This window comes from Tidjanibacter massiliensis, assembly GCF_900104605.1.
Taxonomy (GTDB): domain Bacteria; phylum Bacteroidota; class Bacteroidia; order Bacteroidales; family Rikenellaceae; genus Tidjanibacter; species Tidjanibacter inops.
Window position 1 is genome coordinate 2,151,648 of sequence record NZ_LT629960.1, and the last position, 18,045, is coordinate 2,169,692.

Sequence of the window (18,045 nt, forward strand, 5' to 3'; positions counted from 1 at the left end):
GGCTAATATATGGTTTTTTTACCTTACTTTTGTTCGGTTGTAGAACGTCGCCAAGACAGTAACGGAGAAGACATGGATATAGTACTCAGTGGCATCAGACCCACCGGACAGCTCCATTTGGGAAACTATTTCGGGGCGCTGCGCAATTTCGTCAGAATGCAGCACGATGCGAAATGCTACTTTTTCATCGCGGATTACCATGCGCTGACTACGCATGACGACCCGACGCGCCTGCACGAGAACGTCCGGACGGTGCTTGCCGAGTACCTCGCCGCGGGCATCGACCCCGACGTGGCTACCGTCTACGTGCAGAGCGACGTGCCGCAGGTGACCGAACTGTCGCTGCTGCTCGGCATGCACGCCTATGTGGGCGAGCTGGAGCGTACGGCCTCTTTCAAGGACAAGGTGCGCAAGAATCCCTCGAACGTCAATGCCGGCCTGCTCACCTATCCCGTGCTGATGGCGGCGGACATTCTCCTCCACCGCGCCACGCATGTGCCCGTGGGCAAGGACCAGGAGCAGCACCTCGAACTGACGCGCGTATTCGCCCGCCGTTTCAACAACATGTACGGCGTGGAGTATTTTCCGGAGAGCCAGCCCTACAATTTCGGGGCTGATTTGGTGAAGATACCGGGGCTGGACGGTACGGGCAAGATGGGCAAGAGCGAAAACAACGGCATCTTCCTGGCCGATTCCGACGAGGCGATACGCAAAAAGGTGATGCGGGCCGTGACCGACTCCGGTCCCACGGAGCCGGATTCTCCCCTGAGCGAGGGTGTCGCCAACATCTTCACCATCATGCAGGCGGTGTCCGCGCCCGATACCGTGGCCTTTTTCAGGGAGCAGTACGCCCGGTGCGAGATACGTTACGGCGACCTGAAGAAGCAGCTCGCCGAGGACATTATCAAGGCCATAGCCCCCATACGGGAGCGGATAGAGGCCATCAAGGGCGATGAGGCGTACCTGCGCAGGGTGGTGTCGGAAGGGGCTGAGAAGGCGCGGGCGAGTGCTTCGCAGACCGTTGCCGACGTGCGTGAAATCATGGGTATCCGCCCGTTCTGATACCTTGCATGCCTTAGCGACGCTGCTCCGGGCAGCGCTTACGGGGTGATATGGAGAGCTCGAAAAAGATACTTAACAGGGCTTACGTCCTGTTGATGAAGATAACGCGGCGCCTGTCGGGACAGCAACTGATGATAGTCCTGGCCATCGTCGTCGGTCTTGTGTCCGGTTTCGCCGCCTATGCGTTCGAATGGCTCCTGCATCTTATCCGCCACTCCCTCGTGAGCTGGATACCCGCCGATACGGCCGGTTATCTCTTTCTCGTCTATCCGGCTGTGGGCATCATCCTCGCTTCGCTGTTCGTGAAGCATATCGTGAAGGACAATATCTCGGAGGGTGTCACCCGCGTGCTGTACGCCATCAGCAAGACGGGGTCGCGTATCCGGGGACACAACTGCTATACCTCGATGGTGGGCGGAGCCGTGACCATCGGATTCGGCGGCTCGGTGGGGCCCGAGGCTCCCATCGTACTGACGGGGTCGGCCATCGGCTCCAATATCGCGCAGGTCTTCCGGCTCAATTACCGTGATACGACGCTGCTGCTGGGGTGCGGTGCCGCGGGCGCCCTGGCGGCCATCTTCAAGGCTCCCGTTACGGGGCTCATCTTCGTGCTGGAGGTGCTGATGCTCGACATCTCCATGCGGGCCATCGTACCGCTGCTCATCTCCTCGGTCGTATCGACCACGCTCGTGCTCTTTCTCAAGGGATTCGACCCCATGCTGAACGTAAGCGTGGGGGGAACCTTCAACCTCCAGCACCTCCATATGTACGTCGTGCTCGCCGTGCTGTGCGGGCTCGTGTCGTTCTACTTCCTGACCGTGAACGGCAAGGTGCAGAAATTTTTCGGAAACATGCGCAAGCAGTCCACCCGCTGGATTGTCGGCGGGGTGGCGATAGGGCTGCTCATCTTCCTCTTCCCGCCCCTTTACGGCGAGGGGTACGAATCCTTCATCGACCTCATGCACGGACAGGTGGAGCCGCTTTTCAATAACTCGCTTTTCTATCAGTACCGGGACATTCCGTGGGTGGTGGTGCTCTTCCTGCTGGGGACGCTTTTCCTCAAGGTGGTCGCCATGGCCGTGACGAACGCCGCCGGAGGGGTGGGCGGTTCGTTCGCGCCGTCGCTCTTCACCGGAGCCTTCGTCGGCGGGACGCTCGCCTACATCTGCAATACCTTTTTCGGTATGGAGATGTCGGTGGTCAATTTCTCGCTCGTGGGCATGGCGGGTGTCATGACGGGTGTCATGAAGGCGCCCCTGACGTCGGTGTTCCTTATCGCGGAGCTCTCCAACGGTTACGGGCTCTTCGTTCCGCTGATGCTCGTGGCGTCGCTCTCTTTCGCCATATCCTACTACCTCGAACCCGATTCGATATACACCAAGAAGCTGCGGGCCAAGGGCGAACTCGTCACGCACAACAAGGACCGGGCGGTGATGGTCTTCCTCGACCTCGACAAGCTGATAGAGACGAACTTTTCGCCCGTCAGCAAGGAGGCTACCCTCGGCGACCTCGTACACATCATCTCCTCCTCCAAACGCAACGTCTTCCCGGTGATAAAGGAGGGCGGCGAGTTCGCCGGCATCATCCTGCTCGATGATATACGCACGGACATGTTCGACCAGGCCAAGTACCGGACCCCCGTCTCCAAGTATGTCGTACAGCCCCCGGACATCATCTTCAAGAACGAGATGATATCCGAAGTGGTGGAGAAGTTCGAAGAGTCCAGGGCGTGGAACCTGCCCGTGGTGGACAAGAACAACCGGTACCTCGGTTTCGTCTCCAAGTCGAGCATTCTCGAAGCCTATCGCCAGCAGCTCATCGAAATCACCGAGGAGTGACGTTTCCCTCCTCCCTGCGCGGTGTCGGGTGCTGTGTGACCGTTCTCCGGCAGTTGCCGGGTGTTTTCCGGTCCGGACTCCCTCGCCCGGTTTTGTCTGCGCGTCCTGTTCTCGGGCGCAGAGCCTTCTCCGGGGGTTCGGATTCGCTGCTCGGTCTTTCGTCGTCATCGTTTCCCCGTTTCTCATTCCGGTTTGCCGCCGTTCTTTTTCCGTATGCCCGGACAAAGTCCCGCAGCGCGTCACAATCTCTGTTCCTGTCATAAAGGGAATTGAAAATAATACAATAATATATGTTGTTGTATTATTATTTGAAGTTTCTTATTATTGCATGTTCTCACTTCGCAGAACCGGTCGGACGGACGGCGAGTGAGTGTTGTGCTAACAAGTTAAAAGGAACTAATCGTTATGAGAAAAGATTTATTTGGAGTCCTCGCCTTGCTGGTGGGGTCGGCTCTGTTTGCCGGCTGTACGACCGGGCCGGAAGGAACCGAGGAGCATTACATCAAGCTGAGCGATGCGGTGTGCACTTTTACCGAGGACGGCGGGGAGACGCAGGTTATTGACGTCAGGGCCAATCCGGAATGGAGTTTCGAGAGCGGTGCATCGTGGCTGAAGGTCTCCGAAGGCGAAGGAAGCACGCTGGTGGTCTCCGCAGACCCCAATACCGACGGGGAGCGCAGTGCGGAAATCACGCTGCAGGCAGGCGAGGCGACCGCATCCATCCGGGTCTATCAGCTCGGTTTCGACCGGATGAATGCCCGATACCGCTATCTGGAAGACCTTAATCATGCGGTCATGTCGCCCAGCGGCAACTATGTGGGCGGTTTCATAACCGGTCTGGAAGGAGAGAACGATTTTACGTTTACTGCTGTCATTATCGACCTTGAGAGCGACGAGCGGGTAGAGATAGGCCCATATCCGGAATCGCTGATGGGACTGGAAGAGGCCGAGGTGATGACCGACCAGGGGACCCTTTATATAAGCGATTACGTGAACGGAGGGTGCGTGGCCTTTGAATTGGACGGTACCTATTACCGGCCGGAAGCCGTTCCGGGCGGATACGGTCCGACGGTCATGCAGAGCGTTTCCGCCGACGGTTCCGTTTTCGTCGGTTATGCTGAGGGCGACCCCGTTACGGGATGTATGTATGCTCCTGTCAAGTATGTGGATGGTGTGGGAACGGCGCTTCCACTGCCTGAAAAGAGTTTTCGCGATGAGGAGTGGTGGGCCGGCGTGATGGTACGCGGCATGTCGGCCGACGGTTCGGTGGCGTATGGCAGTTCGTGGGAGAATTACGATTACGGCATGGTCTGGTGGGACCGCGACGGCAATGTGGACTGGGTAGGCAGCGACCTGCGCAAGGTGACCACCGTTCAGCGGGAAGATGCGCTCGGAAATCCGGTGGATTACAATCTCGTAGACGGGATGATATGCTGGGCGAACCAGACGCAGATAAGCCCCGACGGTACGTGGATAGCAGGTACCTACCGCACGGAAGAGTTCAATGCGGAGAGCAATACGGTGACGCAGGTCAATTATCCGGCCTTTTTCAATACCGAAACGCGTACCACGACCGTGTTCGACGAATATGTCGGTTATGTGGCACTCCACGTGACAGACGAAGGATTGGGTATGATAGGTCTTCAAGGGTTGGGTGTGACGAGCGGTTCGGTGGTGGACGTGAAGAGCAAGACTTTGCTCGGTTCGATGTCCGAATGGATACAGGAGCGTTACGGCATCTACGTTTCCGGCGGTGTCCTCACTTATGTGACTCCCGATGCGAAGTCGGTGTTCGGTTATACCCTTGAAATACAGGAGAATGGTCAACCCTATACGGTTTATTGGTATATAGCGCCTCCGTTGAATTGATGAAGGGGAGTCGGAAGGAGGTTTGCATGTTTGCGGTCGGTCTTGCCTGTACGGGCAGGACCGACCTGTTTTTTTGTAGGTCCGAAGGTTTGCGGATACTGTGCGCGCGTGTTATAGCTGCTGCCTGTTTTCGGCGAATTTATTAAAAATAATACAAAAAAGAGCAGTGCATTGGTGTGTAAAGTTATTGTAATGTTATTGGAATTATTCTATATTTGTACGATTTATGGTCGGATGCACTGTCTCTTGTGATATGTATTGACCTGCGTGAAGCCTATAAGTAACCAAATTATTAACATGAAAAGACATCTTTACACTATCTTGCTTCCGGTGGCGGCAGCCTTGGCGCTTTCCGGTTGCACGACCGGCTCGGAGGAAGCCGATGAGCATTACATCAAACTCAGCGATGCGGTATGCACCTTTACCGAAGATGGCGGGGAGGCGCAGATTATCGAAGTGAGGGCCAATCCGGAGTGGAGTTTCGAGAGCGGCGCATCGTGGCTGAAAGTCTCCGCAGGCGAGGGAAGTACGCTGGAGGTCTCCGTAGACCCCAATGCAGACGGGGAGCGCAATGCGGAAATCACGTTGCAGGCAGGCGAGGCGACCGCATCCATCCGGGTCTATCAGCTCGGTGCACGGGGATTGAGTGCCCGGTACAGGCTGCTCGAACAGTTGAACAGCGCCGTGATGTCGCCCAGCGGCAGGTATGTGGGCGGTTTTTATACGGATGTTCTCGGCGAGAACGGATTTCAGTACACCGCAGTGGTCATCGATCTCGAAACGGACAAGTGGCATGAGTTCGGTCCCTATCCGGAGACGCTGTTCGGTTTTACAGAGGCCGAGGTGGTGACCGACCAGGGCGTACTGTATATCTCCGATTCGACCAACGGGGGCTGTGTCGCGTTCGACCTCGACGGTACCTATACCGTTCCCAAGTCGATTGCGGGATACGGACCGTTGGTAATGCAGAGTTCCTCCGTCGACGGTTCGGTCATGGTCGGTTATACGGAGGGGACTCCCTACGGATGTATGTACGGGCCCGTCAAGGTGGTGGACGGCGAGGTGAAACCGCTGCCGCTGCCCGAGGAGGGCAATTTCCGGAACGAGGAGTGGTGGGCCGGTATCCTGGCCCGCGGTATGTCGGCCGACGGTTCGGTGGTGTACGGCACCTCGTGGGAGAACTACGACTACGGGATGGCCTATTGGGACAAGGACGGCAACGTGGACTGGGTGGGCAGTGACCTGCGCACGGTGACGACCGTACAGAGGCCCAATCCGCTCGACGGTACTCTCTACGACTACAATATCGTGAACGGCATGATATGCTGGGCGAACCAGACGCAGATAAGCCCCAACGGCACCTGGATAGCAGGTACCTACCGTACGGAGGAGTATGACAAGGAGAACGACGAGGTACTGCAGGCGAACTATCCCGCTTTCTTCAACACGGAGACCAAGACGACCACGGTGTTCGACGAATATGCCGGTTGTGTGGCCATGGGTGTCACCGACGACGGCCTCGGCCTTATCGGTATACAGGGGATGGGCGTGAACAGCGGTTTCATCGTGGACCTCGCATCGAAAACCAAGGTAGACGACATGCTGCCGTGGATAAGGAGTGAATTCGGCATCATCATTTCCGAGGGGGCGATACATTACCTCACGCCCGACCGGCAGAAGGTATTCGGTGCCAAACTTCGGTATGAGCAGAACGGTGCGGTGACCACGCTGTATTGGTATGTCGCTCCGGCACTGAACAATTGACGGCCCGTACGGCTTCGGCTGCACCGATTGACGAACCGCCGCATCCTGAAGATGCGGCGGTTTTTTCGTGTCGGGTGCGGAAAGGAGAGGCGGCGGTTGTCGCCGTGCAAGAGAGGCCGGTTATCCGTCCGGGGCGGTGCCCGTCGGCTGCCGTCCGGCGGTGTCATGGCACACCGGTACGGTCGGAAGAATTATGAATGATAATTTGCATAATTATGAATTTATCAAAACAGAGGAAAATTATTTTTAAATTCATCTATAATGTTGTGATATTATTTAAATGATATTATATTTGCTGTAAATTGGCTGTTGCACGGATAAGTATGCTGCGTGTGATGGCCGTGACGAATAGTTATTGCTAACTTAATTTTTAATTTTAACTAATCTATTATGAAAAAAAATGTAGCCGTCGTGTTGTCCGCAGTTGTAACGGCCGCGGTTCTGGGAAGCTGTACCGACCCGAAGGGGGCGGGAGAGGAGCACTTCATCAAGGTGGATGATGCGGAGCTTTCGTTCCTTGCCGACGACAGCAGGTCTGTGACCGTGGGCGTCAGGGCTTACCCGGCCGAGTGGAGCGTCGAGAGCGATGCATCGTGGATACGATACACCGAATCGGAGGGGGCGGTAGCCATTACCGTGGCGCCCAATACCGGCGATGCGGAGCGTAAGGGAGTCATTACCGTGACGGCCGGTCAGGCCCGGCAGGAAATCGGCGTTTGGCAGTTGGGTCAGAGCGGCTTCGACGGTGCCCGATACCGTTTGCTGGACGACCTGTACGGCAACTGTCTCATCTCTCCGAACGGACGGTATGCGGGAGGGTATTATCTGGATTACGATGAGAACGACCATACCATTTATTTTCCCGTGATTATCGACATAGCAACCGACGAACGGGTCGTTTTCGGACCCTTCCCGAAATCGATGTTCTCTTTCTCCGATGCGATGGCGATAACTTCGCAGGGGACGCTCTTCCTTGACGATGGCGTGGGCGGCGGCGTAGTGGGATTCACCCTCGACGGAGATTATTTCAGTACCGAGGTTGCGCCCGGTTTTAAGAGCAGGACGGTGATAACGGGCAGCTCGCTGGACGGCAGTGTGATGGTAGGTTACGGTACCGGTTCCCCGGAGGGGCATACCTACGGCCCGGTGAAGGTGGTGGACGGCGAGTACCGGCCGCTGCCCCTGCCCGAACTCAACTATCGCGACATGCCGCACGACCAAGGCATCCTTGCGTTCGGCATATCGGCTGACGGGACGGTGATATACGGAAGTACGTGGGATAACCTCGACGCAGGTATGGTCTATTGGGACAAGGAGGGCAACGTACACCATGTGGGCGAAGACGTGCGTGATGTCCGGGAAGTCACGATGGTCGATGCGCTGGGCGAGGAGTATCAGTACAATCTGTGCGACGGCGTGATGACGTGGGCCGGTGCGGGCAATGCAAGCCCCAGCGGCAGGTGGCTTGCCGGGACATTCTGTACCGAGACGCTCAGCGAGGACCGACGCGAGGTCTATACCTCCTATTGTCCCGCCTTCTTCAATACGGAAACCAAGACTACAGTGATATTCGATGAACTCGGCGGATTCGGCGGCAGCGCCGTCACGGACGACGGCATCGGTTTCGTGGGCAGTACGGACGGTATGGCGAGCTGCCGTGTAGTCGATGTGAATACGGGCGTCCAGCTCTACGGTTCATTGGCGGAGTGGGTGCGTGCCGAATTCGATATCGTCATCCCCGGCGGGGCGTTGATGTATATCTGCCCGGACGGCAGGTCCTTCATGGGAACCAGCCTGACGACGGGTATCGGCGGGGCCGAGAACATATTTTGGTACGTGGCCGACCCGAACGAGCAGTGACGTAAGCGAGTGCATGCGCCGGTGAGGCGCAGGGCGGTCAAGTCCGCCGGTCCCGAAAGGCCGGCGGACTTTTTTTGTCGGACGGGAACGTCGTTTCGGAAAGCCGTATCCGGGAGTCGGCTGAAAACGGGCGCCTGTCGGGAGGACGGTATCTCTTTTTGACCGGAAACGGCCGGAAATCCGGATTTTTTTCGTAATCGTCTTGATATATTATTGCAAAATATTCGGCGCGTTTTTATATTTGCAAAACGCGCCGGTGCACAGGCCGTTTTATGTTGAACCTAAATACGACAGATTATCAATCTCTATGAAAACTGACTTCAGAATCTTTGTTTGCCTGCTGCCGGCCGTTGTGCTGTCGGGCTGCAAGACCCTCGGAGAGGTCGAAACGCATTATGTCAAATTGGATTATGCGGAGTATTCGTTCCGGGCCGCCGGAAACCAGCCGCTGGTCGTCGAGGTGAGGACGAGTCCTGCCGAATGGAGTGCCGAGAGCGACGCTTCGTGGTGCAGGTATACCGAAGATGAGTTCGGTCTCACCATTACGGTCGACGACAACGTGGCGGAGGCGGAGCGCCGGGCGGTGATAACCGTTACCGCGGGCACGGCTTCGCAGGAGATAGAGGTGTGGCAGCTCGGCGCGGAGACGGGTGTTCCCTCCCGCTACCGCTACATGATTGACTATTTCGGCGGCGTTATTTCGCCTAACGGGAAGTGGTTCGGTGCCTTCTACAACGATTACGACGAGAACGACAATACCATCAACTATCCGGTTATCATCAATATAGAGACCGATAAACGCATCGTTCTCGGGCCCTATCCGGCTTCGATGTTCGGCCTGGCGGATGCGATGGCCATCACCGACCAGGGGACGCTCTACATAGATGACAGCGTCAATGGCGGCGTGGTCGGCTTCACGCCCGACGGCGACTACTTCCTTTCCCAAGCGGCGCCCGGTTTCAGCGGTGCCACCGTTATCGAAGGCAGCGCACTGGACGGGCGCGTCATGGTGGGCTGGGGTACCGGTTCGCCCGAAGGGTACACGTACGGTCCGGTGAAAATAGTGGACGGCGAGTACCAGCCGCTTCCGCTTCCCGAGCTCAATTACCGCGGCGACGAACACGACCAGGGTGCCATGGCCCGCGGTATCTCGGCCAACGGCGAAATCATCTACGGTTCGACCTGGGATAACGAGGATGCCGGCATGATTTGGTGGGATGCCGAAGGGACTGCCCGCTATGTGGGTGAGGATGTCCGCAATGAGCGGGAGGTGACGATGGTCGATTGGAGCGGCTCGGAGTACACCTATACGCTGGTGGACGGCGTGCAGACCTGGAGCGGAGCCGGACAGGCGAGTCCCGACGGCAAGTGGCTGGCCGGTACTTTTACGGTGGAGTCGTTGAACGAGACGCGCGACAGGATAAATTCCACTTACTATCCGGCCTATTTCAATACCGAGACCGGGCAGACGACCGTTTTGGAGGATTATGAGGGTTACGGCGGCTGCGGCGTGACCGACGAGGGGTTCGCATTCATGGCGGCGGTCGGCGGTATGGGCGGCAGCGGCCCGGTGGTGAATTTGGAGAACGGTGCTACGGTGGCTTATGCGTCGCTCGAAGAGTACGTGCAGGAGAGGTTCGGTATCAACGTTCCCTCGGGCGGGCAGTTCAAGTACATGGCGGCCGACGGTTCCGTATTGCTGGCCTCGACGGTGATTGCGGCGCCGTGGGGGGCCGATATCGCGACGTGGTACGTCGCGAAGAGAGGACAGGAAAGTGAATGAAGCAACGGCACATTACATAAGGTGCATTAATTATTCGTCGGCGTCGGTGCCCCTCAGGGGTGCCGACGTTTTTTGTCGTTGCTCCGTGTGCTCCTCCGCGGGCATGGGAGCGGTATCCGCTGCCGGCAGGAGGGCGGATACTACCGGCAGCCCATGCCGGCGGAAGTTCTCTCCGTTCCTCTCGGCATGGAGAAGTTGCGGGCGGAAATAGGCTGCAGGTGTCTCCGGAGGCACTCGCAGGCCGGTTCGGATGTTGTAAACCCCTTTCGGATGTGTCTTATTTGACTTTTGCCGGCGAAAGGATGTTGTTTTATATCGAGAAAGTCCGTGTGAAGTGCCAAAGTTCGTTAGTTGTTGTTTTTTTTAATAATGATATTTTATTATGTGAAATCTATTGCTATATTTGTAATCCGAGAAAATAGAGCGGAGAGTTTTATTGTGTGATGCCGGTAATTCCGGTGCCTGTATAACCTAATTAAATGACGTAATAAATTATGTTTAAACGTTTGCGCATCATCTTTGTAATTGTTGCTGCAGCTTTCGCATGGGCGTGCAACAACGGTGGGTCGACGGAGACCCATTACATCAAACTCAGTGATTCCGCCCTGACCTTCAACGGGGCGGGCAACGCTTCCCGGACGGTGACCGTGGCTTCCAGTCCGGCGGATTGGAAGGCGGAACCCGCCGTTTCGTGGATTAAGATAACGGAGACGGGAAAGAACAGCTTCGTCCTGACGGTGGATGACAGCAATGTCGCCGAAGAAAGGGAGGGCATTATCACCGTGACGGCCGGCCAGGCAACGGTGGAGGTGAAAGTTTCGCAGCTTCCGATGGATACGGAGTTCGCACGTTTCCGTACCATGTATGAATACGAGAACGGCATGGTGATGTCGCCGAGCGGCAAGTATGCCGGCGGCTTCTATGCTACGCTGGACGAGGACGGTTCGCTGCTTTATCATGCCGTCGTCACCGAGGTCGAGACGGACAGGAAATACGAATTCGGCCCGTACCCGATATCGCTGTTCGAATTCGGATACCCGAACGCAATAACCGACCAGGGAACCATCGTTTTCAGCACCAAGACGGCCGGGAACTACGTCATCAATCTCGACGGTACCTATTATGAGCTTGCCACGCCGACAGGGATGAGTGCGCATCCGAGTGTGGCGAGTACCTCCGCGGACGGCAATGTTTGGGTCGGTTATGCCATGAAAAGCATGAACGACGGCCACGGTTCGCTCTACTGGCCGCTGAAATGGGTGGACGGTGAAGCGCAGGAGCTGAAGATGCCCGCCACGAGTTACAGGGGCGAAGAGTACACCAGCGCCCAGTTCCTGAACGGTGTGATGGCCCGCGGCATTTCGGCCAACGGCGAAATCATCTACGGTTCGACCTGGGATAACTTCGATTTCGGCATGGTTTATTGGGACAGGAGCGGGGAGCCTCATTTCGTGGGCGAAGATGTGCGTAAGGTAAAGCCTGTACAGCGGTCCGACGGTATGGGCGACTACTATGATTACAACCTCGTGGACGGTATCATCTGCTATGCGAGCGCGTCGCAGGTGAGCCCCAATGGCAAATGGCTCGCAGGTACCTATCGGAAGGAAGAGCTTGCTGACGATGAGATGTCCATTGAGGAGACCTATTATGCCGCTTTCTTCAATACCGAGACGGGGACTACTTATATTATAGATGAATACGGCCCTACGACAGGGTGCGGCGTTACGGATGACGGCGAAGGATTCGTCGGCATCGGCAGCTCGATGTGTACCAGCAGCATCGTGGTGGATGTGGAGACGGGCATCAAGCTCGGCACCGCTCAGGAATGGGTGTACGATACTTTCGGTATCCATGTTCCTGACTGCCGTCTCGAACTGTGCTGTGCAGGCAAGGAGGTGATAACGGGTGCGACACCCTTGTCGGATGCCGTATTGGGTATAGTGGACGGTTATTTCTACGTAGCCCCGCCGGCAGGCAAGTAGGCGGCAGGGATGTGGGGCGTGTCGTCGTCCCGCAGCGGAAAGAAAGACAGTATCAGCGGTGCGAAAGCACCGCCGATACTGTCTTTATCCGTTCCGTATTCTTTTGCGGGATGTACCGGACGGAGGGTCGGGACTGCGGAAACATGCCTGCATGTCTGCGGTTGCGTCTGCGGGACTGAGGGCTTGCTGCGATGCACGCCGTACGACCGGGCGTGGCGTCTCTCTGCTGGCGGGACAGCATCATGCGGCTCCTTTTTCTGCCGGTGTCCCGTTCCGGTCGGCTGGCGACAGAAGGACGGACTGTGCGCAGGTAAGGAGGTTCGGTCGCTGAGGGCTGTTGTGCGGCGGGAAACGGTATCGGGTGGGCGGCTTTCATCTGTGTAATGGCATTAATACGAATTTTTTCTAAGGATAAAAACAAAATTCGTGATAATATATATTGTTGTTATAATAAAACATATGGCATATATTTGCAAAAACCGATGGGAAATGCGTCGGTTGCATACGGGACGAAAGACTTACCAATCTTACTGTATATTTTATAAACCGATTTTGTATTACTGCTAAATGTTTGCTTGAATTATGAAGAAGGGATTTTACATCCGGGCTGCTTTGCCTTTCGCGTGTGTAGCCCTGCTCGGGGGGTGTACGGCACCTGGCGGGACCGACACGCAGTACATTCGGCTGAGCGATGCCGCATGTTCTTTTCAGGGAACGGGCAACCGGCCCGTGACCATCGAGGTGCACACCAATCCGGCGACGTGGAAGGCCGAAGCGTCGGCCTCGTGGGTGAAGGTATCCGATGTGACGGCCACTTCGTTTACCATCGAGGTCGTCGATAACGATACCAACGAAATGCGGGAGGCGGAGATAACCGTAACGGCCGGCCAGGCGGAAGAGGTCATCGAAGTGATGCAGATGGTCGGAGACCACTCCTTCCCGCGTTACCGGTGCAGACCGGAAGTTTTTCAAAACTTGGCGCCCATGTCGCCGAACGGAAAGTATGTCGGCAGTTTTTATTATGGTCAGGACGAATCGGGCACGACCGTGTTCTACCCCGTGATAATCGATGTGGAAAAGGACGAATGGCACGAACTGGGGCCGTTCCCCTACACGTTGTTCGAACTGGGTGAGACCTCCTGCATGACCGATAACGGCGAGGTGATTATTGCGGCGCTGAACGATGCCAACATCCTGTTCGACCTCGACGGGAACTATACGAAGATAGAGCCTCCTGCAGGTTATACGAATTATCCGGAAATCAGCCAGGTGTCGGCGGACGGTACGATGGTCGGCTGGGCAAGCAAGGGAGGTGTCTCCTCTCCGTTCAAATGGGTGGACGGCGTGGCAGAGGAGCTTCCCAAGCCCGAACTGAACTACCGGGACGAGCCGATAGGCGATGTACAGGCCCGTGGCATTTCGGCTGACGGCCGCATCATTTACGGTACGACCTGGGACAACAGGGACTATGGTCTGGTATACTGGGACGAGAACGGTGAAGTGCATTACGTGGGTGAGGACGTGCGTTACTGCCGTCCGGTGGACAGGCCCGATGGCTATGGAGGCACCTATAAGTACAACCTGTGCGACGGCATGTGGACTTCGGCGACCAAAACCAACGTGAGTCCGAACGGGAAATACATCGCCGGAACATTCCGCCGGGAAGCTTTGGAGGAAGGAGCCGAATCGTCCGTCGTAGAGACGAATTACCCCGCATTCTTCAATACGGAGACCGGCAAGACGGTAATATTCGAGGAACTCGTCGGGGGCGGCGGCGTAGCTGCGACGAGCGACGGTTTGGGCTTTACGGTCGATGATACTTTCGGGTCTTCGTCGGGTATGGTAGTGGATATCGAGAACGGCGTTGTTCTTGGAGATGCTCTCGAATGGATACAGGAGAATTACGGCATCATCGTACCGTCGGGATATATCACCTATATGCCCGACAGCAAGGACCGGTTCCAGGGGGGGATGCTGTGGACGGGGGGAGCTGCCGTACAGGGCGTCAATTGGTACGTAGCTCCTCCGGCAAAATAGGACTTACAGTCATTTTCATAGGTTACATAGGTTTTCAGGTGGTGCGCCGGACAAAAATTGTCCGGCGCACTTTTTATGGTATTTGTAATAGGTATTATGTGACAAATATACTTGTGTTGTGTTGATTTATTTTTAATAAAATGGCATAAAAGTGAATTTACATATGTTGTTGTTATAATCAAATATATTATGTAAATTTGCAAAAAGAAATGAACGGCCCGTTGAGAGGGCGGGCGGCAAAGAGCATTTACCAATCTTACCATTTGATAACCAACCAATCCAATTGTATTACTACTTAACAAGTTTGCTGAAATGATGAAAAACGGATTTTATGTACGGGCGGCCTTACCCTTCGTGTGTACGGCCCTGCTGCTGACGGGCTGTAAAACCGAGGGCGTGTCCGAAACGCAGTACGTGCGGCTGAGCGATGCTGCCTGCGCCTTTCGGGGCGAGGGGAACAGCCCCCTGACCATCGAGGTGCATGCCAACCCGGCGGAATGGAAGGCCGAGGCGCTGGCCTCGTGGGTAGAGGTGACCGAGGTCACGGCCACCTCTTTCACCGTTGCGGTCGCCGACAACGATTCGGCCGACACGCGCAAGGCGGAGATAGCCGTGAGGGCCGGTGCGGCCGAGCAGACCATCGCAGTGGTGCAATTGGCCAAAGACCATGTTTTCCCGCGTTACCGCTGTCATCCGGAGTTCCAGTACGGCACGGCCATGTCGCCGGGCGGACACTATGCCGGCGGTTTTTATTCGACGTATGACGAGGAGGGCAATGTCAATCAGCATCCCGTTATTATCGACGTGGCAACCGGTGCATGGACGGCTCTGGGCCCCTATCCGAACGGCCTGTTCCGTCTGTTCCAGACGATGTGTATCAGCGATGCCGGTGAACTGGTAATCGCCTGCGACGACGGTTGTGTGGTGATGACTCCCGACGGTAACTATTTTCGTCTGGAGGTGCCCGCCGATTTTACGGGTCTTCCGAAGGTGTCGCAGGTCTCCTCTGCGGGCACCTGGGTAGGATGGGCGCGTAAAAACGGGTCGTCGTGTCCGCTGAAGTGGGTGGACGGTGTGGCGGCAGAGCTTCCGAAACCCGCGCTGAATTACCGTGACGAGCCGATAGGCGACGTGCAGGCCCGCGGCATCTCGGCCGACGGCCGCATCGTTTACGGAACCACGTGGGATAACCTCGATTTCGGCATGGTCTATTGGGACGAAGCCGGCGAAGTACATTATGTGGGCGAGGATGTGCGTTACTGCCGTCCGGTGGAGCGTCCGGACGGTCACGGAGGAACTTTCACGTATAACCTGTGCGACGGGATGTGGACGACGGCCACCAATACCAATGTCAGTCCGAACGGGAAATACATCGCCGGAACGTACCGTATCGAGAGCCTGAGTGCCGACGGTTCCGAGAAAAACGAGCGAAACTATCCGGCCTTCTATAATACCGAAACGCAAAAAACCGTCGTTTTTGACGACCTGCCTGGAGGAGGCGCCCTGAGTGCGACGAGCGACGGTCTGGGCTTTACGGCTGACAGTACCTTCGGCCCCAGCTCCGGTAAGGTGGTGGATATCGAGAACGGCATCGTACTTGGGAGCGCCCTCGAATGGATAGAATCCACTTACGGTATCCGCATTCCGAGCGGTTATATCACCTACATGCCCGACAGCAGGGACAGGTTCCTCGGCGCCATGTTGTTTACCGGCGGTCCGGTGGTCGAGGGCATCAACTGGTATGTCGGGCCGGCGAGATAGGGAACGGGGCGGTTTTTCCGGAATGCCGGGTCATTTTTCATAGGTTACATAGGTTTTCAGGTGACAGGCCGGACGCTATACGCGTCCGGCCCGTTGTTTTCGTGCGTCCGGTGTGTCTTTCCGCACGCCATTCGGAGTGCGGCCCTTTTGTTTGAAAATTTCATCGGAATTGTGTAATATATATATTGTTGTTATAATGAATCCTGTTGCGTATATTTGTCAAAACAGGAGGCAGGGGATTCCGGTGCTCCTGCTGCCGCAGACGAAGGCTTACCAATCTTACATTATATTATATAACCAACCAATCTATTACTACACAAAAATGTTTGCTTCGATTATGAGAAAAGGAATTTATGTACGGGCTGCTTTGCCTTTCGCATGTGCGGCCATGCTGCTGACCGGGTGTACGACTCCCGGAGAAACCGACACGCAGTACATCCGGCTGAGCGATGCCGCATGCTCTTTCCAGGGAGCGGACAACCGGCCCGTGACCGTCGAGGTGCATGCCAACCCGGCGGAATGGAAGGCCGAGGCATCGGCTTCGTGGGTAACGATATCCGATGTGACGGCCACTTCGCTTACCGTCGAGGTCATCGACAATGATACCGAGGGTACGCGCGAGGCGGAGATAACCGTGACGTCCGGTGTGGCGGAGGCGGCCATCCGTATCGTGCAGGTGGCCAAAGACTACGTCTTTCCGCGTTACCGCTGCCATCCGGAATTCCAGTACGGCACGGCTATGTCGCCGAGCGGTCGGTATGCCGGCGGTTTCTATTGGGAGTATGACGACGAGCGCAATCTGAACTGCTATCCGGTGGTGATAGATGTCGCCACGGGTGAGTGGACCGAACTCGGACCATATCCCCAAACGCTTTTCAGCCTTTTCAGCACCTCCTGCATCAGCGATTACGGCGATTTGGTCATAGCGACCGAGAACGATGGGAACGTCATGTTCCGTCTCGACGGCAGTTACGAGGAGTTCAAGACTCCGGCGGGCTTCACGAGCAATCCGCAGATAAGCCAGGTTGCGGCCGACGGTACGTGGGTAGGCTGGTGTGGCAAAGACGGTACCTCGTATCCTGTCAAATGGGTGGACGGTGTGGCGGTAGAGCTCCCGAAGCCCGCGCTGAATTACCGTGACGAGCCGATAGGCGACGTGCAGGCCCGCGGCATCTCGGCCGACGGCCGCATCGTTTACGGTACGACGTGGGATAACTTCGATTTCGGCATGGTCTATTGGGACGAAGCCGGCGAAGTACATTATGTGGGCGAGGACGTGCGTTACGTCCGGACGGTGGACAGGCCCGACGGATACGGCGGTACCCGGAAATACAACCTCGCTGACGGGATGTGGACGACGGCCACCAACACCAACGTCAGCCCGAACGGGAAATACATCGCCGGTACGTTCCGGAGGGAGAGCATGGACGAAACCGGTCAGGTGAACGAAACGAACTACCCGGCCTTTTTCAACACCGAAACCGGTAAGACGGTGATATTCGAGGAGCTCGTCGGAGGCGGAGGCGTTTCGGCGACGAGCGACGGCCTGGGCTTTACGGTTGACAGCACGTTCGGGCCGAATTCCGGCAAGGTGGTGGATATCGAGAACGGCATCGTGCTCGGGAGCGCCCTCGAATGGATAGAGTCCACGTACGGTATTCTGGTTCCGGCCGGCTACATCACCTACATGCCCGACAGCAAGGACAGGTTCCTCGGCGCCATGCTGTATACCGGCGGTCCGGTGGTCGAGGGCATCAACTGGTACGTCGGACCGGCGAGATAGAACACGATTGTTTTCATAAAATTTTTCAGGCGGGTGCGCCGGGCGGTTTTCGTTCGGTGCACCTTTTTTTGTGCGTGCGTTTCGCCGCGCAGGTTTCCCGGAGGCCCCGTCCGATTCCTTTGTTTTTCCGGAATAATCTTTTTAATAAAAAAGGGGCTGAAAATGTTTTATATATATCATTGTTATAATCTCATAGACTATATATATTTGTAAAAAAGAGCAGAAGGTGCGACGGTTGTCGTATCGCAAAGAGGGCTTACCAATCTTGTTTTTATATAACCATTAATCGTATTACTGCTTTAAAAT

At 56.2% G+C, this 18,045-nt stretch carries 10 protein-coding genes; all 10 read left to right on the forward strand.

The features are described from left to right. The first annotated feature begins 72 nt into the window (after window positions 1–72). The 10 genes from trpS (at window position 73) to BQ5361_RS10150 (ending at window position 17,739) form a co-directional block, all read left to right on the forward strand. Window positions 73–1,062 carry a tryptophan--tRNA ligase gene (trpS, locus tag BQ5361_RS10100; protein WP_022064491.1) on the forward strand — a complete coding sequence of 330 codons (990 nt, stop codon included), beginning with the start codon at window positions 73–75 and terminating at the stop codon, window positions 1,060–1,062. 50 nt (window positions 1,063–1,112) lie between these two features. Further along, window positions 1,113–2,900, forward strand: a complete 1,788-nt coding sequence (locus BQ5361_RS10105; RefSeq protein ID WP_022064490.1) for a chloride channel protein — start codon at window positions 1,113–1,115, stop codon at window positions 2,898–2,900. A 405-nt stretch (window positions 2,901–3,305) separates the two neighbouring features. After that, window positions 3,306–4,769 (forward strand): BACON domain-containing protein, encoded by a 1,464-nt coding sequence (locus BQ5361_RS10110; RefSeq protein WP_081976845.1) that lies wholly within the window; start codon window positions 3,306–3,308, stop codon window positions 4,767–4,769. 297 nt (window positions 4,770–5,066) lie between these two features. Further along, on the forward strand, window positions 5,067–6,533 hold the full coding sequence (locus tag BQ5361_RS10115; protein WP_081976846.1) for a BACON domain-containing protein: 1,467 nt from the start codon (window positions 5,067–5,069) through the stop codon (window positions 6,531–6,533). Window positions 6,534–6,923: 390 nt separating this feature from the next. Continuing rightward, on the forward strand, window positions 6,924–8,393 hold the full coding sequence (locus BQ5361_RS10120; RefSeq protein ID WP_035473606.1) for a BACON domain-containing protein: 1,470 nt from the start codon (window positions 6,924–6,926) through the stop codon (window positions 8,391–8,393). A 307-nt stretch (window positions 8,394–8,700) separates the two neighbouring features. After that, complete coding sequence (locus tag BQ5361_RS10125; RefSeq protein ID WP_035473609.1) at window positions 8,701–10,176, forward strand: BACON domain-containing protein; 1,476 nt, start codon at window positions 8,701–8,703, stop codon at window positions 10,174–10,176. 494 nt (window positions 10,177–10,670) lie between these two features. Next, complete coding sequence (locus tag BQ5361_RS10135) at window positions 10,671–12,158, forward strand: BACON domain-containing protein (RefSeq protein ID WP_035473613.1); 1,488 nt, start codon at window positions 10,671–10,673, stop codon at window positions 12,156–12,158. 582 nt (window positions 12,159–12,740) lie between these two features. Beyond that, window positions 12,741–14,195, forward strand: a complete 1,455-nt coding sequence (locus BQ5361_RS10140; protein WP_035473616.1) for a BACON domain-containing protein — start codon at window positions 12,741–12,743, stop codon at window positions 14,193–14,195. A gap of 312 nt (window positions 14,196–14,507) precedes the next feature. Beyond that, a complete protein-coding gene (locus tag BQ5361_RS10145; protein WP_035473619.1) occupies window positions 14,508–15,956 on the forward strand; it encodes a BACON domain-containing protein in 1,449 nt (482 codons plus the stop codon). A 337-nt stretch (window positions 15,957–16,293) separates the two neighbouring features. After that, on the forward strand, window positions 16,294–17,739 hold the full coding sequence (locus BQ5361_RS10150) for a BACON domain-containing protein (protein ID WP_161940452.1): 1,446 nt from the start codon (window positions 16,294–16,296) through the stop codon (window positions 17,737–17,739). Window positions 17,740–18,045 lie beyond the last annotated feature (306 nt).

What these genes read in the sequence shown, in the direction of transcription:
- trpS (WP_022064491.1), top strand. Translation starts at nt 73, where the DNA reads ATGGATATAGTACTCAGTGGCATCAGACCCACCGGACAGCTCCATTTG.
- BQ5361_RS10105 (WP_022064490.1), top strand. Translation starts at nt 1,113, where the DNA reads ATGGAGAGCTCGAAAAAGATACTTAACAGGGCTTACGTCCTGTTGATG.
- BQ5361_RS10110 (WP_081976845.1), top strand. Translation starts at nt 3,306, where the DNA reads ATGAGAAAAGATTTATTTGGAGTCCTCGCCTTGCTGGTGGGGTCGGCT.
- BQ5361_RS10115 (WP_081976846.1), top strand. Translation starts at nt 5,067, where the DNA reads ATGAAAAGACATCTTTACACTATCTTGCTTCCGGTGGCGGCAGCCTTG.
- BQ5361_RS10120 (WP_035473606.1), top strand. Translation starts at nt 6,924, where the DNA reads ATGAAAAAAAATGTAGCCGTCGTGTTGTCCGCAGTTGTAACGGCCGCG.
- BQ5361_RS10125 (WP_035473609.1), top strand. Translation starts at nt 8,701, where the DNA reads ATGAAAACTGACTTCAGAATCTTTGTTTGCCTGCTGCCGGCCGTTGTG.
- BQ5361_RS10135 (WP_035473613.1), top strand. Translation starts at nt 10,671, where the DNA reads ATGTTTAAACGTTTGCGCATCATCTTTGTAATTGTTGCTGCAGCTTTC.
- BQ5361_RS10140 (WP_035473616.1), top strand. Translation starts at nt 12,741, where the DNA reads ATGAAGAAGGGATTTTACATCCGGGCTGCTTTGCCTTTCGCGTGTGTA.
- BQ5361_RS10145 (WP_035473619.1), top strand. Translation starts at nt 14,508, where the DNA reads ATGATGAAAAACGGATTTTATGTACGGGCGGCCTTACCCTTCGTGTGT.
- BQ5361_RS10150 (WP_161940452.1), top strand. Translation starts at nt 16,294, where the DNA reads ATGAGAAAAGGAATTTATGTACGGGCTGCTTTGCCTTTCGCATGTGCG.